Origin of the sequence: Kaistella flava (ex Peng et al. 2021), assembly GCF_015191005.1 — a bacterium.
GTDB lineage: Bacteria > Bacteroidota > Bacteroidia > Flavobacteriales > Weeksellaceae > Kaistella > Kaistella flava.
Genome location: NZ_CP040442.1, coordinates 1,909,078 through 1,931,957 on the forward strand (window position 1 = coordinate 1,909,078; position 22,880 = coordinate 1,931,957).

The 22,880-nt window shown below is 34.9% G+C and carries 15 protein-coding genes; 4 read left to right on the plus strand and 11 right to left on the minus strand.

Annotated elements, in window-relative coordinates:
* The first annotated feature begins 410 nt into the window (after nucleotides 1–410).
* The 3 genes from Q73A0000_RS08680 (at nucleotide 411) to Q73A0000_RS08690 (ending at nucleotide 3,629) form a co-directional block, all read left to right on the plus strand.
* Nucleotides 411–1,301 (plus strand): polysaccharide lyase family 7 protein, encoded by an 891-nt coding sequence (locus tag Q73A0000_RS08680; protein WP_193810587.1) that lies wholly within the window; start codon nucleotides 411–413, stop codon nucleotides 1,299–1,301.
* Nucleotides 1,302–1,319: 18 nt separating this feature from the next.
* Nucleotides 1,320–2,354, plus strand: coding sequence for a T9SS type A sorting domain-containing protein (locus Q73A0000_RS08685; protein ID WP_193810588.1), 1,035 nt, complete (start codon nucleotides 1,320–1,322; stop codon nucleotides 2,352–2,354).
* Nucleotides 2,355–2,828: 474 nt separating this feature from the next.
* Nucleotides 2,829–3,629 carry an aspartate dehydrogenase domain-containing protein gene (locus Q73A0000_RS08690; RefSeq protein WP_193810589.1) on the plus strand — a complete coding sequence of 267 codons (801 nt, stop codon included), beginning with the start codon at nucleotides 2,829–2,831 and terminating at the stop codon, nucleotides 3,627–3,629.
* Between the two features lie 704 nt (nucleotides 3,630–4,333).
* Here the strand turns inward: Q73A0000_RS08690 and Q73A0000_RS08695 are convergent.
* From Q73A0000_RS08695 to Q73A0000_RS08720, 6 genes are all read right to left on the minus strand, one after another.
* Nucleotides 4,334–5,821: a glycoside hydrolase family 28 protein gene (locus tag Q73A0000_RS08695; RefSeq protein ID WP_193810590.1), complete on the minus strand. Its 1,488-nt coding sequence runs from the start codon at nucleotides 5,819–5,821 to the stop codon at nucleotides 4,334–4,336.
* Nucleotides 5,822–5,940: 119 nt separating this feature from the next.
* Nucleotides 5,941–6,762: a rhamnogalacturonan acetylesterase gene (locus Q73A0000_RS08700; RefSeq protein ID WP_244140714.1), complete on the minus strand. Its 822-nt coding sequence runs from the start codon at nucleotides 6,760–6,762 to the stop codon at nucleotides 5,941–5,943.
* The gene (locus tag Q73A0000_RS08705) at nucleotides 6,722–7,684 is read right to left on the minus strand and encodes a pectinesterase family protein (RefSeq protein WP_193810592.1); all 963 of its coding nucleotides are present in this window, start codon (nucleotides 7,682–7,684) and stop codon (nucleotides 6,722–6,724) included. The genes Q73A0000_RS08700 and Q73A0000_RS08705 overlap by 41 nt, the downstream gene beginning before the upstream one ends.
* 6 nt (nucleotides 7,685–7,690) lie before the next feature.
* A complete protein-coding gene (locus tag Q73A0000_RS08710; protein ID WP_244140715.1) occupies nucleotides 7,691–8,911 on the minus strand; it encodes a glycoside hydrolase family 105 protein in 1,221 nt (406 codons plus the stop codon).
* A gap of 23 nt (nucleotides 8,912–8,934) precedes the next feature.
* Complete coding sequence (locus tag Q73A0000_RS08715) at nucleotides 8,935–9,903, minus strand: DUF4861 family protein (protein WP_193810593.1); 969 nt, start codon at nucleotides 9,901–9,903, stop codon at nucleotides 8,935–8,937.
* Complete coding sequence (locus Q73A0000_RS08720) at nucleotides 9,890–10,801, minus strand: alpha/beta hydrolase (protein ID WP_193810594.1); 912 nt, start codon at nucleotides 10,799–10,801, stop codon at nucleotides 9,890–9,892. The genes Q73A0000_RS08715 and Q73A0000_RS08720 overlap by 14 nt, the downstream gene beginning before the upstream one ends.
* Before the next feature lie 256 nt (nucleotides 10,802–11,057).
* Between Q73A0000_RS08720 and Q73A0000_RS08725 the strand changes: the two genes are divergently transcribed.
* Entirely contained in the window at nucleotides 11,058–13,553 is a 2,496-nt protein-coding gene (locus Q73A0000_RS08725) for a T9SS type A sorting domain-containing protein (protein ID WP_193810595.1), read from the plus strand.
* A 525-nt stretch (nucleotides 13,554–14,078) separates the two neighbouring features.
* Here Q73A0000_RS08725 and Q73A0000_RS08730 read toward each other — a convergent pair.
* The 5 genes from Q73A0000_RS08730 to Q73A0000_RS08750 form a co-directional block, all read right to left on the minus strand.
* On the minus strand, nucleotides 14,079–14,852 hold the full coding sequence (locus Q73A0000_RS08730) for a T9SS type A sorting domain-containing protein (RefSeq protein WP_193810596.1): 774 nt from the start codon (nucleotides 14,850–14,852) through the stop codon (nucleotides 14,079–14,081).
* A gap of 130 nt (nucleotides 14,853–14,982) precedes the next feature.
* A complete protein-coding gene (locus Q73A0000_RS08735) occupies nucleotides 14,983–16,308 on the minus strand; it encodes a pectate lyase (RefSeq protein ID WP_193810597.1) in 1,326 nt (441 codons plus the stop codon).
* A gap of 158 nt (nucleotides 16,309–16,466) precedes the next feature.
* A complete protein-coding gene (locus Q73A0000_RS08740; RefSeq protein ID WP_193810598.1) occupies nucleotides 16,467–18,254 on the minus strand; it encodes a RagB/SusD family nutrient uptake outer membrane protein in 1,788 nt (595 codons plus the stop codon).
* A gap of 42 nt (nucleotides 18,255–18,296) precedes the next feature.
* Complete coding sequence (locus Q73A0000_RS08745) at nucleotides 18,297–21,311, minus strand: SusC/RagA family TonB-linked outer membrane protein (protein ID WP_193810599.1); 3,015 nt, start codon at nucleotides 21,309–21,311, stop codon at nucleotides 18,297–18,299.
* A gap of 8 nt (nucleotides 21,312–21,319) precedes the next feature.
* Entirely contained in the window at nucleotides 21,320–22,801 is a 1,482-nt protein-coding gene (locus Q73A0000_RS08750; RefSeq protein WP_193810600.1) for a glycoside hydrolase family 28 protein, read from the minus strand.
* Nucleotides 22,802–22,880: the final 79 nt, after the last annotated feature.

Sequence of the window (22,880 nt, forward strand, 5' to 3'; positions counted from 1 at the left end):
CCGTGTCTTTAATTCAGTTTAATTATTCTTGAAATTAGAGCAGAATCTTCATAACAATCATTTGCTCCAAGCAATTTCATACTGCTTTACAATCCAGAATATCATTCTTTACGTTTAAAGTTTACGGATTTCATAAAGTTAAGTTTATTATCAGTTGTTATTAGTTTGGTCATCAAGTAGATTTTAAAAAATAGAACAATTGACAACGTTCAATATAAGAAGTTTAATAATTGCTAATTTATAAGAAACTACTTAATAAGTACATTTAGAAAGTACTTAGGAAATCTATTTTAAAATTTTTATCATGTTGTAAAGAAATGCATAAAATATTGGTAAACCAATTTGGTAAACCAAAAAATTAGTAATACATTTGATATGAAAATTAGATTTAAAAATCTCTAGAACTCAAAATGAAATTTGTATTTTTTATAACAATGGTTTTAATTACTCTAAATAGTTGTTCTAGAGCAGAGAGTAATTTTGTCCATTCTACAATAGAACCAGCCCTCCCTGTAACAGGTTATGCAAATATTAATTTATCAAATTGGAAAGTAACATTACCGGTTGATGTAGATAACAATGGAAGTCCCGATGAATATTCTGCCGCTCAGCTCCGAGATGGTGGATACCGTTCGCTAAGTGCCGTGAAACCGTTTATGTATGACGACCCCACGGACCAGTCACTTGTTTTCTATACTTATCCGGGAACCTCCACTTCAAATAGCGATTATTCCAGAACAGAGCTTAGGGAAATGATTAACCCGATCAACAGTAAGTTAAACTGGACTTTAACGCAGGGTGGGATCATGGAAGGAAAATTAAAAATGGTGTCAATAACTCCGGATGCCTCAAATTCTGGAAATAACTTTCACCGCGTTATTGTCATGCAGATTCATGGTATCATTTCTACCGCAGATATGGAGAAGTATGGATTTACTTCTAACAGTGCGCCGCCACTGTTGAAAATCTTTTGGATAGACGGACGTATAAAAGCCTACAAGAAAACATTAGTGAACTCCAATACTACCGGCGTCAACTTGTATAGCAGTTCCAGCAGTATTTGGACAGATATTTCACATGACTTCGGAGTCGTCGGAAATGACCCGTTTACATTAAAAATTGTAGCAAGTACGGGAAAATTAGCGGTTACTTTAAATGGTAGCAATACTCACGTTTTTGAAGATATCAGTTTAACGAAATGGCCTTTTGAAAATTATTTCAAAGCTGGTAATTACTTAATTACAACTGATCCTGCAGCAAAATCAATTTTAAAATATTATCAATTAAATGTAATTCATTAACAATCAATTAGTATCATTATGAAAACAAAATTATCAATTTTAAGCGCTTTACTTTTAGCAGCTTCTTCAATTCAGGCGCAGGTTACCCTCCCCTATTATGAAAGTTTTAATTACCCCGTTGGAACAACTTTAATCACAAGCGGAACGAGTTCAGGTCTGGGAGGTTGGACACTTCCTTTTTCAGGATTAGGTTCTTCACCGGATCCAGTAGTAATTGCAAGTCCAACCTGGGCTTTACCAACAAATTTACCTTCAGCAGCGGGAAATGCTTTGGAATTTGTAGGAAGTGGAGATGATCCTGTACTAACTATCCCCAATCAAGGTGCTACAGGAAAACTTTATTCCTCTTTCGTTTTTCGAGTAACTGAACAAGCTGCTGTTTCAGCGAACAGTCCAGTTTATTTTTACTCTTTTGCAAAAGTTGCAAGCAATGGAACATCACTAAATTATACTTCCTGCGTGTATTTTACAAAGCTTGATGATAATACTTTCAATTTAAAAGTTTCTGAAAACAACAATACAAACAATCCCTCGCCGGCAACCGGTGCATTGACTTTGAACACCGATTATTTTATCGTAGTTGCTTATGACATAGACAATGCGGTATCATCTATGTGGGTAAACCCTGTGGTTAATGGAACTGAACCCGCAACAACTTTTGTTACCAATGAAACTGCTACATCTACCAGAACCGATCTAACGATGGTGCGACTTAATTTAGACTCGAATGCCAAAACGCCTACTATAATTTTTGATGAGCTTAGAGTCGGAAACAGTTGGGATTCTGTTATTGCAAACCCGACTATGGCAGTAAATAATACCACTAAATCTACATTCAATCTTTATCCGAATCCTGCGAATGAGTTCTTCACTGTTGAAAATGATAAACCATTAAATGCAGTTTCTATTTATACTTTAGATGGTAGATTAGTGAAAACTATTAACAATCCCGCTTCTAAAAAGATTGATATCTCATCCTTATCTAAGGGAGTTTATATGGTAAAGGTCAAAAGTGACAACACCGAATCTACTAGAAAATTAATCGTCAACTAATTTTTTCATAATCATTGACATTGAGGCTTAGATTGATAATCTAAGCCTTTTTTAATAATTGAAAACCTTATAAAACCCTCATGATCGACTTTTATTAAAAAAATGAATACTGGAGAAAATTTAATGACCACTTAATATTAAGCAGCAAATTTTAATCGATGGACATCCTCTAATAATAAGAACGAGTGGAAGTACTTCTTTGGTAGAAAATACAGATTACATTTATGCAGGAGCTTTTCCTGCGTTTTATACCATTCACCTAATAGGAATAATTTATTAAAGCAATATTTCAAAATACAAAAATATACCATACTCGCCTACAATCTCTATAGCAAGCGACAAAGATTATTCGACGACTAATCTTGTTTTAACTGCTATTTCGAGAATCAATAAAATGTTTTAAAAAATAAATCTTTAGAATGAATTACTAATGCCATTTTTTGCTATGACAATTTAAATTATTATGTTCGCAACATGAGAACAAAAACTTTAGCAGTCGTAGGTTGTGGTAAACTTGCAAATATTGTCGTTGAAGCTTTAATTAAAGGATTATTACCAGATTACAAATTAATTGGAACTTATTCCAGAACTTTCGAAAAAGCAGGTAATATCGCCAAAAAAATTCAAGATTTAAATTTAGATTATACTTGTAAACCCTGTAAATCTTTGGAAGAATTCCTCAATCTAAAACCAGATTATATTGTAGAAACAGCTTCTCCAACTTCTTTAAGAGAACTGGCACTTCCTGCGCTGAAAAATGGATCTTCTATTGTAACTTTGTCAATCGGTGCTTTTGCTGATAAAGATTTTTATGAAAAGGTAAAGGAAACAGCAACGGAAAACGGAACTCGTGTACATCTTGCTTCTGGTGCAATTGGTGGTTTTGATGTTTTACGAACTGTCTCTTTAATGGAAAAAAGTGAAGTGACTTTTACAACTAAAAAAGGTCCTAATTCTTTAAAAAACACGTTTGTCTATGATGAAACATTACAATCTGAAAAGCGTGAGGTTTTTGAAGGAAATGCAATCGGAGCAATCGCCCTTTTCCCAACTAGAGTGAACGTGTCTGTAGCGGCTGCTTTAGCTTCAACAGGACCAGAAAACGTGAAAGTTTCTATCAACTCTATTCCAGACTTTGTGGGTGATGATCACCGTATCGAAATTAAAAGCGAGCAAATTCACGCAATCATTGACGTTTACAGTAGAACAGCTCAAATTGCAGGTTGGAGTGTAGTGAATACTTTGCGAAATATTACTTCGCCAATTGTTTTTTAAGATAACTGGTAATATTTGCCAAAACTTTTTCACTTAAACGAATAAATGTCTGGCTCGTTGTACCAGAAGAAACTTCCATGCAAACTACTTTGGGATGAGTAACTAATTTCTCGGAACAAAACGCGTCGACAGGATCACCGTAGGCAAGGTTATCTCCCGAAAGCCATTACGATTTCCTAAATATTTAAATTTTTCCTCATGCAGCAAAATTGTATTTTTATTTAAACAGGTAATAATGACTTCGTTTTCTGAAAGTAATTCATTTAAAAGTAAAAAGCGATATCCTCTTCAGAATCATGTTTTCTCGTTCTGTAAAAATAAGAAACTTCAGCACCGAAAAATGAAAGGCATTAGCAATCATTCTGCCTGATTAGAAACGGAATTAAATAATTTATATATAACTTATTAAAAAAGTACATCTTGAAATTTTAGTCCCTGTTTTCAAAATCAGGGACTAAATTAGAGATTGTTTAAAGTGTTTTAGGAATATGTAGTGGTTTACAAATTTATATAACGAACTGATTTTCATTCAAATGAATTTGTAAAATACCCTATTGGGTTATTCTCAAAGTACCATCCTCTCTACAATTCTGTCAATGTGCAGATTTAAAAGAATAAAACAGGAACTAATGTTCCTGTTTTTTCATTTTTCTGAAGGTTTTCATTTACTATAGCAAGCTAAGCAACTTATACGTTTGAGTAATTTACTTCTTCACGATTGCTTTCATTAATGCACTGTCAATTTTGAAATCGGTCTTTCCATTAATTTTTACATTTTCAAAAACAATATTAGAAGCGTTTTTTCCAACAACTCCTTGTTTGCTATTAATATTTACGTTTTTGAAATAAATATTTTCGATGAATTTATTCGGAAGTCCTGTAAAACTAAATGCTGTTTTTGCACTTTCACAATTCACATTACTAATATAAAAATCGTGTAAATAAGGAATTTTATCGCCTGTAAATTGGGCATCTTGACTTTCCTTACTACTTCCAGCCGGTGCATCAGCATATAAGGTATCGAAGAAAACTGCAGCTTCCACAATGTTTTTCATTTCAATATTCTGAATGAAAATCTGACTTACATCACCTCCTCTTCCTGAGTTGCTTTTCACCCGAATTCCAATATCGGTTCCATCGAAAAGACAGTTAGAAACAAAGATATTTTTCATACCACCATCGGTATTACTTCCGATTACAAAACCGCCGTGTCCTTCGTAAACAGTACATTCTGCGATAATAACATTTTGAAGATTTGCTTCGCCATTTTTTGGTTCACCGCTGGATTTCATACAAATACCGTCGTCGCCTGCATTCACTTTCGTATTATAAATAATCACATTTTTAGAAGCGCTAATATCAATTCCATCTCCGTTCTGAGCCCATTTTGGATTATAAACTGTCGTGTTTTTGATAACCAGATTGGTGATATTTTTTGGATTAATGACAAATTTTGGAGAGTTTCTAAAAGTTGGACCATCAATCAATAAGTTGGTCACTTTTGATAAAGTAAACATCATCGGACGTAAAAAATGATGAAGCACTTTGTAATCTCCGATTGTCGGATTATTAATAGCAGCAACTATTTTTGACAATTTCTCACCATTCATAGCTTCCGAACTTGGCCACCAGATTTTTCCATCTTCACTTACTACTCCACCTTTATTAATTAATTTCGTCCACTCTTCTTTGCTTAATTTAAATTTTTTCACAGGTCTCCAAGCTTCTCCCGCTCCATCAAAAATTCCTTCACCCGTAAAAGCAACATCATTTAGATTATTTCCCCAAATTGGCGGAGTAACATCAAATTTCCCTTTAGAGTATTCACGCAATGGAAATTGATTGATGTCATTAGAAAACTGAACAACGGCTCCTTTTTCAACATGAAAGTTTATTTTACTTTTTAATTCGATTGGTCCGGTTAGCCAAACTCCTGCAGGAACAATTAACTTTCCACCTCCTTTTTCACTGATGGTAGAAATCGCTTTTTCAAACGCTTTTGTATTTAGTGTTATTCCGTTTCCTACTCCACCAAAATCTTTAATATTATAAGATGTTTCTGGAATAGTTGGTAAAACCATTTCACCAAAGTCAAAAGGTGCATTTTTGATGTAATATTCGATGCTGTTTTTCTGAGCTTTACAAATTGTGATTGCTAGAAAAAGAGCAAAAAGTAATGATATTTTTTTCATGATATTTAAAATATATTTAGAGTAAAATTATAAAAATTAATTGATAATGTAATCGTTTGCATAACTTTAAATATGCTGTCATTCTTTTGGAATAAATTACCTTGAAATAAAAGCAATCTTCAATTTTTAATTTGCAAATAGTAAGACAAAGGATGTTTTTGGATTTCTAACTCCTTCACAAACAGTTTTGCAACTTCTGTCGCACCCAAGACAGACAAATGCGTATTATCATCGATACCTTTTGGATAGTAAGGATGTTCTCCGGGTAAATAATGCAGGTGAAGTTTTTTCGAATTTTCGACTCCGTATATCATTTCTAAATTTTCGGTGAGATATTGCATATCGAAAAAAGGAACATTCATTTCCCGGGCAACTAATCTTGCGATCAGCGTATAATTTCCGTGTGAATCTAAAAGAACACCCTGTTCATTAAATTTCCGACGCGCAATCGAGGAAAACATTATTGGAATTGCCCCTTTTGATCTAGCTTCTGTTATATAATTCATGAGATTATGTCGGTAAGAAGTTTGCGGATTCGTGTATCTCGCAGAATCAGTTTCTTTGGCGTCATTATGTCCAAACTGAATGAACAGATAATTACCCGGTTTTAAGGAATCCACGACTTTCTGCCAATGTCCCAAAGTGCGGAAACTTTTGGTACTTCTTCCATTTACTGCATGATTTTTAATAATGACATGATCGTTAAAAAATTGAGGCAGAACTTGAACCCATCCTCTCTCCGGATTTTTATCTGGATCTACTTTATTCGCCATCGTAGAATCTCCGATAGTGAAAATCGTTATTTTATCTGATTTCTTCATAGAATCTCCACTTTTACAGCTACATAGAATTAAAATAGAAACGATAATAAGATGATGTAATTTCATAAATTTAATACTTTTAGTTTTCAGCGATTTCAAACCAGTTATTATGCAACTCATCTTTTAGAATAATCGATTTCTGATATTGAGAGGCTTCTTTTTTATTTAATAGATGAGACCATTTCACACGTAATTTCGTATTTGCACCTGATCCTGAATTGTTGAATTCTGCATAAAAAGATTTATTCTCAGCGTCTTTTTTATCCCAGTTATTCCAACCTTCCGGGAGAATGTGATTTCCTAAATTTGAATTGAGAATAACGGTTTTCGCATGAGTTCTCCAAGGTCGCCCAAAATAAACTTTAGAAACATTTTTAGCAGAAGTGAATTTGCAGTCCTTAAACACAAACCCGAAAGGTGAATTGTCCGGCGTTGAAGCAGCCGTAATGTAGGAATCTTTTTTACTGAAGATTTCGCAACCTTCAAAAAAAGCAGTCGCACTTCCGAAAATAAAATCGGTTGTTCCATCGATGTAGCAATCTTTAAAATAGTATTTTCCTTCACCACTTAAATAAAGCGTATCCTGATTGCCAAGAATCTTGCAATTCAGTACAGAAACTCTATTTGCATTGATACTCAAAGCGATTGCCTGTCCGATATCTCCTGCAGAATTTTCGATGGTTAAATTTTTCAAAATGGCATCATTTCCTTCTACCAAAAGCGTCGGTGTAAAAAAAGTACTGTTTCTTCCTAAATCTACTTTTTTAAAATAATCATCGAACGTAATTATCGTAGAGTCTTTACTTTCACCAACCAAAGAAAGGTTAGAATTCCATTCGTGGAGTTTTACTTTCTCTTTGTAAATTCCGTTTTTAATGAAGATCGTAATTCTTTGATCAGGAAAAGCTTTTGTATTATTTATGGCATCTTGAATGGTTACAAAATCTCCTTTCCCCTCTTTCGAAACAATAAATGATTTTTTTTCCTGCGAAAAACTGAGCGAGGAAATTAAGATGGAAAAGAAGATTAAAAACACTTTCATCCTTTTCTATTTATTCAATTCTAAAGCGGCAAGAATAAAAGGCCCGGTTGCTTTCGGATCGTTATCTTTCTTCTTTTCATTGACATAATATTCAAAAGAGCCATCACGATAAGGCGTTCCACCCAAACCTGCGACAGCACACGCTTCTGTAATAGTAACCGATCCATCTGGGGAAACTTTTACCAGATTTTTAATTAAACCATCGAAACCTTTAACTGCTAAATTTTTATATTCTTTTGATAAATACCCTTTGTTGGCACCCTTCGCAAAAGCATAAACGAACATTGCACTTCCGGTCGCTTCCAAGTAATTTCCGCCTTGGTTTCCTTTGTCTGTAACCTGATACCACAATCCGGTCGGATCCTGATATTTTGCAATTGCTTTTGAAGTGGAATTTAAATAAGAAATCAATTCTGCTCTTTTCGGATGATCCTTGGGAAAATAATCCAATGCATCCACCAAAGCCATGGTGTACCAACCTAAAGATCTGGACCAAAAATTCGGCGAAGTTCCCGTTTGTTTATTTGCCCAATCCATTTTTCTACTTTCGTCCCAACCATGGAAAAGCAAGCCGGTTTTCGGATCAACTAAATGTTTTTGAATAATTTCAAATTGAAGCGCTACATCGTTCAAATTTTTTCCGCCTTCAAATTTTGAGGTGTAATGAGCATAGAAAGGAGCTCCCATAAATAAACCATCCAGCCACATTTGATTTGGGTAAATCTTTTTGTGCCAAAATCCACCTTCTGTAGTTCTTGGATGGGTTTCTAATTGACTGCGCAAAGTTTGCATGGCAGTCAGGTATTTTTGTTCCTTCGTTTTATCGTACAAGTCGAATAGGATATTTCCAGCTTCAATCATGTCGATGTTATAATTCTCAAATTTATAAGAAGGAATTTTTCCGTTTTCATCGATCGTTGCATCGGCGTAACCTTTTACATAATCGTAATATTTCTGGTCTTTTGTTTTTTTGTAAAGTTTCTCAAAACCCGTCATTACCAAACCATGAACATAATCCCATTTTGGTTCTGTTTTATCATCTAACTGATATGCTTGAGGATATTGTTTCATTAAAGTTAAAGCCATTCTTTCCGACCATTTTTTGTCGGTTGGAATTGATGTTCCGTCCGATTTTGTAGAAACATTCGTAGCGGTACAACTTACGGTAAACAATATTATCATCATTGAAAACCCGAGGAGAAGATGCCTGAAATTACTATTTTGCATGCTTAATTTTTTGATAAATTAATTTAAAGTTTATTTTTAGAATTAAGTTGATCTAATTTAATGTTGATATAATTCTGAAATTCTTCTTTCGTTTTTAAAGCATCCTGCTCTTTTTCCCAAGACGCCAAGAAATAATAAGTAACTTCTTTTGTCGTAGGTTTAAAAACGACCAAATAATCAAATGGACCGTCTTTAACTTCAGCAATGGTAGAAGTTTCATAGAAAAGTGCCATTCCTAAACCATCATCAAACATCGATTGATTTCCAAAAGTAGCAATATATCCCCACTTTCCATTCGCACTCTTTTTCTGCAAAAGCTCTTCTTTTTTCACTTTTACAATTCCAGTAGCAATACCCGAAATTGGTGCAGAAGGTGTAAACGAATATTTTGTAAATCGTTCATCAGGAAAAATAGAAAGTTTCGCTTTTAAATCAATTTTATCGTTTAAAGTTTTCCAACCTATATAATCAATGTTGACTGTAGATTTTTTAGCAGAGTTTTCTACATTTGCTGAAGTTTTATCAACGGTTTCGAAACGGTACATTTTGTCGTCAACAATTCTGGTGATCGATCCTAGACCAACTCCTTTGCCTACTTTCAAAACATCTGAACCCCAGTCTTGTCTTAAATGATAAGAGTCAAAACCATCTAGACCTACTTCTGGTAGGATTATTTTTTTACTTGTTTTCCCGAAAATATCAATTGCATTTCTCCAATCTAAATACAATCGGTAAGCAATTTTATTACTTTCCCAACCTGGACCTTCATACCGAATATCGAATGAATGATCAGTGTGCAAAGGATCCAGCGTGTGAGATTGAACACTTTTCCATGTTCCACCTTCATATTTTCTACCATTCCATTTTCCACCTTCTTTTACGGAGATTTCGGCATTGGTTTTCTGTTCTTTATTTGAATTTACTTTCTGCGAATTACAACTTATAGTTTGACTTAATATTACTGCGATTGCAGCTACTTTATAGATTTTCATTTTGATTTATTTTGAAATTTACATTTAGAAAATTACTGATATATTTTATAGTTGGTTCAAACCAAGGCTCAAAAAGCCAAAATGGATGTGGACTGTTTTCGATCTTTTCTACTTGGAAATAAATTCCGAATTCATTCAGCTTCGTAATAAAATCATTTTGTCCGGCACTGAATCTTTTGAACTGACTATTGATAAACAAGAAAGGAGGAGTTGTCGCGGAAACGTGAGACAAAGCAGAAGCATCTTGCCAAACTTTTGGAACTTCTTCATAAGTTCCGCCCAGCCATAATGCTGCAACTTCACCTTCCTCAGAATCTGGATGATGAAAGGATAAAAGTCCATCAATATCGATGACTGCATTAATTTCTGCAGGATATTTAGTTCCAATTAAAGAAACTATTTGTCCACCAGATGAGCAGCCAAGTAAAGCAATTTTAGTAGCGTCGATTTTAAATTTTTTTCTATTTTTTTTCAGGAACAGAATTGCATCACGAATATCATTAATAGAAGCGGGATATTTTGCTTCATCGGAAAGTCGGTATTCTACGGTGAAAGTCTGATAGCCCAAAAGTGCAATTTTTTGTGCCATCGGATTTTGCATTTCTTTTGAACCAGATTTCCAGCCGCCACCATGAATGAGAATTACTGCCGGTTTTGAGATTGAATTCTTATTAATAAAAGCATCCAGCTTCAAATCATGGTTTCCCACTTTTTTATAAATAATATCCGAAGTAAAATTAATTTCACTTGACTGCAAGAATTCTACTTTTTTAATAAAAGGAAACTTCTTAATTTCTTTTTGAAAGGCAGAATTCAGAGAGAAGGTCGGATCTTTCTTAATCTGACTGTAAATTAAGTTAATGAATAAAACGGCAAAAAGAGCACTATATTTTTTCATAAATAAAAACTCTAAAACACATCGCAATCGATTACACAAATTTAATTTAAATTACTTTAAATACAAACTTTTATATCGCAAATAAAGATATTTTACAATTTACAGTCATTTAGAAAAGCAAATTAATGTCAAAACCAACAAAAAAGTATCAAATTAAAAATAAGGATCAAAATAAATGACCTAAAAAGAATATTTTTTATACATTTGTGTAATCCATTACATAAATCGTAAAAACCTTATAGTAAATAGTTTAATTATGAAAAAAATATTACTTTTTTTGACATTAGTTTTAATGTCATTTAACTTACAGGCACAGTCTGTAAACATTACCCAAGAAACCGGCTGGCTAGAATCAGCGTATATCAAATGGGATCCAGTTACTACAGCAGACAGCTATAATGTGTATTACAGTGGAGGCGGATTTACCGATAAAAAAATTGACACCCAATTAATAAGAAGTTATGGAAGTTATTTTCGTGCAGATGTATTGGGTTTGGCAGCAGGTTCTTATACTATAAAAGTTGCTCCGGTAGTCGGAGATATTGAAGGAGCAGCAACAGTTTCTGGTTCAATTACTGTTTTAGCTCATGACAGAGCTGGTTTTGCACACAGTGATGGCAGAATTCCAGGAGGCTATAATCTTGACGGTACATTGAAAACTAATGCTGTTGTCCAGTACATTACACAAAATACAAAAAATAACGTATCGCTTAATGTTACAGGAGCTAACGCAAATCCATGTATCGGGTTGCAGGCAATTCTTGATGGCTTCAAAAAAGGTAATGATAACAGACCTTTAGTCGTGAGAATGATTGGAAATATTACGCATTTAACCAATATGTTAAACGGTGATATCGTCATTGAAAATAAAAACAATGTAAACAGTTCTATAACCGTAGAAGGTGTAGGATCGGATGCTGTGGCAAATGGTTGGGGAATTCGTATTAAACTTGCTTCTAACATTGAAGTAAGAAACATCGGTTTTATGCTTACAAACGGTGGTGAAGGCGATAATGTTAGTTTACAAGATAAAAACGACCACATCTGGATTCACCACAACGATATGTTTTATGGTGCAGCAGGAGGAGATGCAGATCAAGCAAAAGGAGATGGCGCGCTTGACAGCAAAAACTCAACAGATGTAACATTTTCTTATAACCATTTTTGGGACAGTGGAAAAAGCAGTCTTTTGGGTTTAAAAGAAGCTGCCAAACCAAATTTACGTGCGACCTATCATCACAACTGGTTTGACCATTCAGATTCTCGTCATCCACGCGTAAGAACTTATTCTGCACACATTTACAATAATTATTTTGATGGAAACTCCAAATACGGAGCAGGTTCTACCATGGCATCTTCCCTATTTTTAGAAGGAAATTATTTTAGAAACACTAAATATCCAATGTTGATTTCTATGCAAGGAACAGACACTTACAGTGGTACCGGTACTTTTTCCAGTGAAGCTGGAGGAATGATTAAATCATTTAACAATTTCATTACTGGTGCACAAAGATTTATTCCATATGATGCAACAAATTTCCCGGTAGAATTTGATGCGGTAGTTGCGACGACCAGAAATCAAGTAATTCCTAACACCATCAAAACGAAAAAAGGAGAAACACCTTATAATAATTTTGATACTGATCCTTTATCATATATTAATACTTTGGTAGTGCAGGAGCCGGAAGCAGCAAGAGATCAAACAATGCAATATGCAGGTAGAGTTTCTGGAGGTGATCTTCGTTTTACATTTGATAATACTGTTGATGATAAGTCTTATGACATCAACCCTGCCTTAAAAGCCTTGCTTACTAATTATCAAACTCAATTAGTGTTTGTACAAGGAGAAACTCCTGTAGTTGTAAGTTCACAAACCTTGACAGCACCAGGAAATAACGACCAAAATGTAGCAACAGGAGTTGCAATTTCAGACATGGTATTTACCTGGGGCGGAACAGCAGATGATGCTTCTGTAAGTGGTTTACCTGCAAGTGGAATTACTTTCGTGAAAAATATGGGCGAAAAAACAATTATAGTTTCTGGTACTCCAACCGAAGATGTAAGTTTTACTGTAACTACTTCGGGAGCTACAGGTACTCCAGTTAGCGCAGATGGAAATATCACAATAGAAGATAATCCAGCGAACACATCCAACATAATTCATAATTTCACAACTAATGGATTAGTAAGTTCATTTTATACTTTTGAATCTGCTAATCTGAATGCTGCTGATGGAAATACCACTTATGACGGTCTTACATTAACGAAGAGATTAAAAATTGAAACAGCAACTAAAATTAATTACAAAACAACATCTGTTTCTACTTTGACACTTGTTTTTAATTCTGATTTTGCAAAAAAGATAAAATTAGATGGCTCGAATTATACTGCAGTTAATGGTGTTGTTATTATCCCTAATGTTGCTGCGGGAGATCATTCAATTACGAAAGGAGACACAACGGATCTTTATTATATTAAAACAGAGTATGGAACTCTTGCGACAGGAAATACAGCTATAGCTGAAACTAATATAAAAATTTATCCAAATCCTGTTACTGATTATGTAATGCTTTCAGTTCCGGAAAATGTTAAGATTGAGAATATCTCGATTTATAGTACTGCTGGACAACTGGTAAAAACCTTTCAAGGTAAAGATCAAAAGATCAATTTAAGTAACTTAAAATCTGGTCTGTATATTATGAATGTTAAATCTAATAACGGTTCCCAACAATTTAAAATAATTAAAAAATAAAGTAAGGATTAATTTTTAATTTGAAGGATGGCAATAATTGTCATCCTTTTTTTAACGAAATATTCGTAATATAAATCCTTGGCCAATCAGATAATAAATGCATTAAACTAAATAGATGATTAGCTGTTTATATAGCCCATATTACAATTATCCAGAATTAGAGATAGTCAACTTTTAGAAAGAGATAAAGGATTTAGATTTACAAGAGAACGGTTCTTATGATTTAAATGTCCATTTACAACAGAAAGAAAATTTACACCAGACAATTATTAATATTTTAGCTTGGTGAAGCGGTTAAGTATGATTATTAAAAGTAGAAACCGTAGAGGAAATTTTGCTTATCCTACTCTATTTATTAACTACAATTTCAAATGAAGAAAGATCTTAAATCAAATTTAAATTGTCTGAAATCGATACATTATATCCGAAAACATCTGGCTAAAATTGAGAACAAAAAAAAGAGCAACAAAAATAATTTGTTGCTCTTTACAGTATTATGAAAAATTAATTGATAAAAAATTATCCTTATTTAACTAAAACTTTCTTCGAAGTAGAACCAGCTGCTGATTTCAAATTAACGATATAAAAACCGCTATTCAATTGAAAACTAGTATCGGATTTCGCATTTACAGATTTCACTAAAGAACCATTTGCCGTATAAACATCAATCTGGGTAGCTGATTTTAAATTATTTACAAAAACTTGATTTCCACTTGCAAATACGTTTGAGGTTGATTTAGTAACTGCAGCAGTTGCTAAAGTTGCAGTAGTTCCTACATTAGTAGCAGTAATCTGATAAACATTCATTGCCTGATCAGCTGCGATATAAATTCTTGTTGCTGAACCTGTATAAGTTGTCGTCGCAACCTGACCTACTGTAGAATCATTATAAAGGAAAGACTTAATAACAGATGTACCGTTGGTTACATAAAGAGTACGGTCACCGCCACCTCCATTCTTGTACCAAATGGTGATGGTTGAATTCCCATTTACATCAAAATACATCGCTCTTTGAGTTGGCATCGCAAAATCTGTAGTTCCACCTGCATAACTTCCGCCGTTAAATTTTAATCTTTTAGTAAAAGAATATCCATCGAAAGTTGCTGTATTGTTTTCCACAGCTCCCATCGTTGTGGTAGTTCCTGTAATAAATCCCAAGTTGTTCACTACGGTTGGCGCAGCATAACCACCACTTACTGGCCATTCTGCATTACTGAAGTTCCAAGTCGTAGTTTGAGCATTCACGAACGCTGATGAAACCAACAGCGCGGTTAATAAAGAAAGTAATTTTTTTCTCATGATTTAAAAATTTTAAGTTAATGATTTATATTATTTTACGATTATTGCAATCGATTACACAAATGTATAATTTATTTTAATTATAACAAAGTAAACAGTAGTGTTTTTCATAATGCGATTTTTGCTGGCTCTACTTTTTTTGAAATTTACCACTAAGAGCGTTTTTTTCCGCTTGGGCAGAAAAAATATAAAACCCACCTTTTAAACTAGCAATATTAATTTCGACTGGTACGGAAGCTTTAACATTGTGTTGAAGAGTCTTCAACAATTGACCAGCCATTGAAAATATTTCAATAGTTACTTTTCCAGTAATTTTTACAGGGAAATAAAGATATAGCGAATTATCACTGACTCTACTTACAATTGATTTTGTAGCATTTGCTCCCGTTGTATTAATTCCTAAATTGGTACAGTTGCTTGGAGAAATAATACCCGAAGCTGTAACCTGCAATGTAGCGCCGGCGCCACACGTAGCATCTGTCAAAAACATTTCCACTTTATCTACGGGAATAGGTGTATAAGAATAGGTCGGCGCAGCGACTGTACCAATATTTGAGGGAGTTTTAAGAGAATTTACAAAATTAATCGCAACAGTACCACCATCTCCAGGGTAATTAGTATAAACCGAGCCTATTTTTGCAAAATTCGTGTTCTCAACGTAACAGGTCGTATTATTTACGCCTCCGCCTAATCCAATTGCTTTGGAGCCTGAAACAGAAGTCTTATAATAAGAACTCAAAATATGAAGTTCTGCATTTCTCGCTCTTGGCATTCTTTCTTTTGCACCTTCACTCCAAAAACAATTTTGGAAGGTTATGCTGTAATGACCGTCTGAAGGTGCATCTGTGGCACTAGAACCTACCAAATTAGAAAATCGATGGTCATTTGAACCTCCAGAACCACCTGCGAGCGGCGGTTTTAAATAAGTGAATTTGCACCAGGAAACGGTAACATTATCAGATTTTCCTTTGATATCAAAATTTCCATCTAAGCCATCTTGAAATTCACAATGATCTACCCATAAATTGGTGGCTCCATCTGCCGTTAGGTTATCCTTTCCATCAATATCATATGCTCCGGGTCCTACAAATATTAAATTTCGAATGATGATATTGTTTGAGCCTGATTTCAGATTGAGAATTCCTGCACCGGTGAACGTTTGATTTTCATTCACCAATTTTGCTCCAGGTAATCCGATGAGTGATTTGTTAGTGATAACAGCGCTAATTTGATTATTGATAGGAACGGTAATCGTACCAGATACCAAAATAACTTTTGCTCCTGTTGAAGTTAAATTTGATTTTAAATCTGCAAATGTGGAAACCGTAACTGGCGTTGCAGAACCTCCTCCTGTAGTACCCGCAGCGAAACCTTCTGGTGCAGCTAAAAAATAATTCTGGCTGTAGCTGAAAATGCAAAGCAATGATGTTAAGAAACTAAAAATATATTTTTTCATTTTTGAAAATTTTAATGTTTATAATTGAAAGCACATTCTAAACGTAAGGTTGAAAGCTTTCATAAAAAAAATAAGAGTTCAACATAAAAAAAAACTTGCCGACTTTAAAAAGAATATTTTAAAATAAGGCAAGTTTTCATTTATTTCATAAGGATAATCTAGTACCCGAAGTCGTTCACGAGCAGACCATTGCTTCCATCTATAAACACTTGCCATATTGGCCAGAATTGTTTAGTATCTGGATTGTTTCTGTATAAAGCAGCAATTTTAGAATCGGTAAGGGAAGTCCAGTCAACTGCAGTCCAACCAGTACCTGGATTTGTATCTTCTCCACGATTCAATCCGTAAATAATCAACGTTTCATTATCTGCTGCATATTTATAATACAGAACAGAAGGAACATTAGCATATCTGTCGGTACGGTTTTTCAGTTCTGTAAGTCTGGCTTTTGCATCTGCCATATTCGTTCCCAAAAGATTCCAACGGATTAGTGCAAGTTTACGCTCCATTTCTCCTGTGAACTCGAATTTATGTTCATCAACAATAGCATTGAACATGCTTTGTTTTGAAGTCAATGCATTGACATAATTCTCTACTTTCTCAGGTCTGTCTGCTGCAACAAAAGCACGGTTTCTAAGTTGTTTTAAATAAACTGCGGCCGAAGCAGGTCCCTCGATTTCATTTGCTGCTTCTGCAGCCATTAATAAAATCTCAGCATAGCGCATATAAATTTTATTCACACCATCATCATTGGTAGAGGTTACCATTCTGCTCATCCATTCAAAACGATATTTACCAAAATACCATCTGTTAAATGCGCCTACTTCCTGTTTCGCTTTTCCTGCTACTGCAGTTCCCCATTTGTAAGGAACACAAGTTACATTTCGTCTCGTATCTTTTACATCGAAATCATAGAAAACGTTTGGTAGCGGACCACCTTGTCCACCTCTATTGCTGCCCATTTGCTGGTACTGATCATTGGTTGCATGGTTCACTGCAAATGTAAACAGAACACGACCTCTTCCTGCATCAAAAGGTATTTCCCAAAGAGATTCGTTTCCTGCAGCGATTACTTCCTGATTATATTTTTTCCATAATCCTTCGAAAGTAGGATCTAATTTAGCAGATCCACTATTAATGATATCTCTACATTCCTGTAAAGCAAGAGGATACATTTTAGCAACAGATAATTCTGGGTCTGTACTTCTTCTAATACCATCTGGATACTGTGAATAACCTGAAGCTGCCAAAGCAATTCTTGCTCTTAACCCTTTTACAAAGGCTTTATTAATTCGTTCCACTGATGCTGTTGCTGCATTACCGTTTGGCCACGGCACCAAAGTTTCTGCTTCTGCTAGATCTGCCAAAAGTTGCTTATAGATAACATCTCTGCTTGATTTCGCCATATAAACCGTTTCGGTAGTAATAGGCTCAAACCTTGCTGGAACATCGCCCCAACCTTTAACTAAATCTGAATAATAAACAGCTCTTAAAGCGAGTGCTTCTCCTAAAAGATAACCCAAATCTGAACCGGGTGTAGGATTACCATATTTGCGTAAACCTCTGATGCAAAGATTGGCTCTTTCAATACCTGTATACATCATCGCCCAAACATTATTAGTAGTGTTCATTTGGCTGTTATTGCGTTTGGTATCATAAACACATAAATCTGCATTGTCATTAGAGGTCGATTCAGATGAATTATACCATTCAATATCGGTGTTCATTCCATAAAACGGAATCCATCTTCCTCTGTAAGAATTGGTTTCAGCGATAGGAATCTTAATACCATCAACTGCCCCTTTTGCAAGATCAACGTTGGAGAATATAACAGCTTCTGATAAAGATGACGGCGCGTCTACAGTAAGCAAATCATCCCCTATCCTGTTGCACGAAAGCACAGTCAAAGACAAAAGCAGGATCGAAAGTTTTATTGTTATTTTCATTATTTTAAAATTTTAATAAGATCAATTATTTATAGTAGGCGATTAGAAATTAAGATTAACTCCGAATACCACCTGGCGACTTCTTGGGAATCCTGAGTAATCTACTCCTGGCGTCATAGGCGTCTGTCTTCTGGTAGAAACTTCAGGATCCTGACCTGAATATTTAGTAATTACGAAAACATTATATCCTGAGGCGTACAGTCTGATTTTGGTAAGACTGATACTTCTGACGAAACTCTCTGGAAGTGAGTATCCTAAAGTAACAGTATTTAATCTTAAGAAAGAACCATCTTCTACAGCCCAATCGCTAAATACATATCTCGGCATATATGGAGACCACATTGTAGTTCCCGCATTGAGTGCAGCTAAAGCTGCAGGATCAGTAACCAGATTTCCTGAGGAGTCCATATTAGTCCAACGTAGTCCGTCTGCCATTTCGGTACTCAAATTTCTATACTGTCCGCTAGGAGAAGATTGAGGGGAGGTACTGAATTCAATTTTATTAGCATTATAGATATCATTCCCGACGCTCCAGTTAAAAGCTGCAGAAAGATCAAAATTCTTAACAGTTGCATTCAATGTGAAACCTCCTGTATTTTTGGGGTTTGCATTACCAATAACGGTACGGTCATTAATATCTACAATACCATCACCATTAATATCTTTCAATTTCATAGAACCAGGTTTTACAGCACCTACAACAGATGAAGCATTTGCTACTCCTGCTTTCAGCGTATAAACTCCATTATTATAGTTGAAATCAGAAACTTCATATCGTCCATCATTCTTATATCCATACATCGTTCCTAATGGAATTCCTACGTTTACCAAATAATCTGTTCCGATGGCAGAGGCCCAGTTAGAAGACTGTGCCCAATCATCTAGACCATGTCCAAGCGAATTGATATTATTTTTGTTAAATGAAATATTGAAACCCATGCTTAAAGAGTAGTCTGCTTTTCTAATAGCGTCAACATTGATGGTCGTTTCAATACCCTTATTTTGGGTTTCACCCATATTTCTCCACTGTCCATCATAACCAGTTCCCGGAGTTGGGAAAGGAATTAAAAGGTCTTTGGTAATATTTTTATAAACCTCTACAGATCCATTAATTCTACCTCCAAAAAATTCATAATCCAAACCGACATTTTCTGAAGTAGTCGTTTCCCATTTCAACTCGGGATTTGCCATAATTTTTGCTGCAGCCCAATAACTACTCACACCGTTGATCCAGGAATTTGGGGTAGATTGGAAAAGCTGTACAGTTTGTCCTGTAGGGATTCCGTTGTTTCCAGCCTGACCGTAGCTGGCTCTAAGTTTAAGTAATTTAATCCAGGTAACATCATTTAAGAAGTTTTCCTGATTCATTTTCCAGCCCACTGCTAAGGAAGGGAAATAACCCCATTTATTGTCTCCTAAAAATTTACTGGATCCATCTGCTCTGAAAGTTGCTGTTAACAGATACTTGTTGAACAAATCATAATTTAAACGACCAAAGAAAGAAAGCATTCTGTCATCTGGTAAATAAACGTTTTCAAGAGTCTGATATTTTGACTGTGAAGTTAAATGCACAACATCATCAAATGAGAAATATTTAGGAAAACCGTAATTAACAGAAGTCAATACATTTGAGGTGAAATTATTATATTCCTGTCCTACCATCATCTTTAAAGAATGACTGTCTCCCAGAATTTTTTTGAAATCATAGGTCAAAGTATTGGCAAAACGAACGGTTTGGTTTTCTGTATTTCCAAAAATAAGAGCAGGAACTCCCTGATAATTTGCCGGTGCATTATTTCTAACAAAATAGGTTGATCTACCATAATATCGATAATCCTGAAATCTGTAGAAGTCCATTCCTAAGTTAGACTGGAATTTCAGATTCTTAATAGGGCTCCATCCCAAACCTCCCTGAATGGTGTAGTTTTTTTTGTTTTGTGTGCGGTCGTTATCAGCTACGGCAACATAAGGATTAACAAGATAACCTGCTACTGCTTCATCGGTATCATCCGTCGTAAGTGCCGGAATATCAATTGGCGAATAACCTACACTGTGACGAAGTCTTCCGTCGGTATTTGAGAATTCTTTCTGCTCATTAGCACCACTTCCGTTAACATCTGTATTTGAATATCTAAAAGTTACCGATAAATCTACATTGTTGGTCGGTTTATTTTTAAGGTTCATCGTGATATTGTCCCTTCTATAACCTGAGCCAATCATAATACCGTTATCATTATATCTTGCAAAGTTAAGGCTGTAACTTGTTTTGTCAGTTCCACCTCTGATTCCTAAATCATTACTGTGAACGACTCCTGTGTTTCCATAAATCCTCTTCTGCCAATTCATAGGTTCATAATCTTTATACTGATCGATCTGATTGAACGGAAGAAAATACTTGTTATAAGTAGTTGCTACATTTCCTAAGAGTAATGCATTTTCATATTGCCATTTTGCGTAGTCATAAGGAGATAAGACATCAATTTCTTTTGCCAGGAATTTATACCCAGTAAAGGAATTAAACGTTCCTGTAATCTTTCCATTTTTTGCCCCTTTTGTAGTAATCAGAACAACTCCGTAAGCTCCTCTGGATCCATATATCGCTGTAGAAGAAGCATCCTTTAAGACGGTAATACTTTCGATATCAGAAGGAGAAACTTCACTCATCCCGCTTACCGGGAAACCATCTACAATAATTAGTGGTGAACTGTCTTGTGTGATAGAACCACCACCGCGAACTTTCAAATTGATTTCTGCATCAGGAGATCCTTCAGAAGAGGTTACCTGAACACCCGCAATTTTTCCCGTTAATGCTTCTGCAATATTAGATACCGGTACCTGTCTAAGTGCATTTCCACTCACTGTTGCTACAGATCCGGTTACATCACTTTTCTTTGCGGTACCATAACCAATCATCACTACTTCCTGAATGTCTTTCGTACGGGTAGCAGTATCTCTAACAACTTTTTTGGTCTGGCCTTGTAATCCATGCGCACCAAGTAAAGCACATACCGCAATGGTATATTTAATTCTTGGAGTTAGTAAACTTTTGTATTTCATAATTTACATTAATTTGATGATGGTATAACGATTTTTTTATTGTTGATATAGGTGTTGATGATCTTCAAATTATCAACATTTTTTATCATGAAATTTTCTTTTACTTTATCTATTCTTACATTTTTGAATGTAATATTTTCTATTTTAGAATTTGGGAGACCCTCTGCAAAAATTGCGTACTTACCACCATTTTTAACTGTAACATCTTCCAGAAGTATATTTCTGATCTGTGGGATTGCATCTCCTTTGCGGTTAGAATAATCCTTATAATCCATCGTTATGTGCAGTACTGCTTCCTTCACTTCTCCGACCGTAATTTTTTTAACATAAAGTCCATCTACAGTACCACCACGAACTGAATTTGTTTTTAATCGGATTGCTCTGTCAAGTTGTGGACTGTCCATAAAGCAGTTGTACACGAAAACGTTTTTAACTCCAGCAGACATTTCACTCCCGATAACAACTCCACCATGTCCATCAATCATTTTGCAATCTCTTACAATTACATTTTCGGTCATAATACCAACTCTTCTCCCTTCAGCATCACGACCTGCTTTTATAGCAATACAGTCGTCTCCAGTGTTAAAAGTTGTATTTTTAATGATAACATTTTTAGAATATTCAGGATCGCAACCATCATTGTTGGGTCCGTGACTTTTAATATTCACGCCATCAACAGTTACATAATTTGATTTAAAAGGATGAATAATCCAGAACGGTGCGTTGATAATTGTTACATCTTTAATTAAAACATTTTCACATTCGAAAGGCTCAATGAAACTAGATCTTAAATAATGTCCGTTCCCGAAAATCCGCTGTGCAACAGGAACATTTTTATCTGCCATCTCCATTAAGGCCGGTAAATTATTTTTGTCAAGCTGGCTAGGGTCACCTGTACGATAACCGTTTGTACCTTCCGAAGTTTTCCCTTTCCAAGGCCACCAATTTTCAGCACTTGCTTGCCCGTTTAAAATTCCTTTTCCTGTTACGGCAATATTTTTCTTATTTTTCGCATAAATTAAAGGCGAATAGTTCATCAGTTCCATTCCCTCGAAGGAAGTATGAACCAGCGGATAATAATCTTGTGGATTAGTACTGAATAAAAGCTCAGCACCTTCTGCGATATGTAAGTTTACATTATTTTCTAAATGAATGGGTCCAGTCAAATATTTTCCAGCAGGAACTAAAACTTTACCGCCACCATTCTTTGAACTAGTTTCGATTGCTTTTTTGATGCTGGCTGTTGCCATTGTTTTACCATCAGCTACAGCACCGAAATCCAGTATATTGTATACTTTATTTTTAAAGACAGGCTCTTTAATAGTTTTTTCAATTGCAAGCATCTGCTCCATTGGAAAATTATCCCCAAAATCTGCAGTGACCGCGTTTTTGGGTGTGCAAGAATTAGCAATCATTCCACTACACAAAATAGCGAAAACGAAGAGATAACTCTTTCTAAAATTGGTCGTAACCACATTCAAATGTTTCATAATAAAATAATGTAATCGATTACAAATATAATCAAAAGTCATAACCGTGCAAATTATTTTGATTATTTTATTATTAATT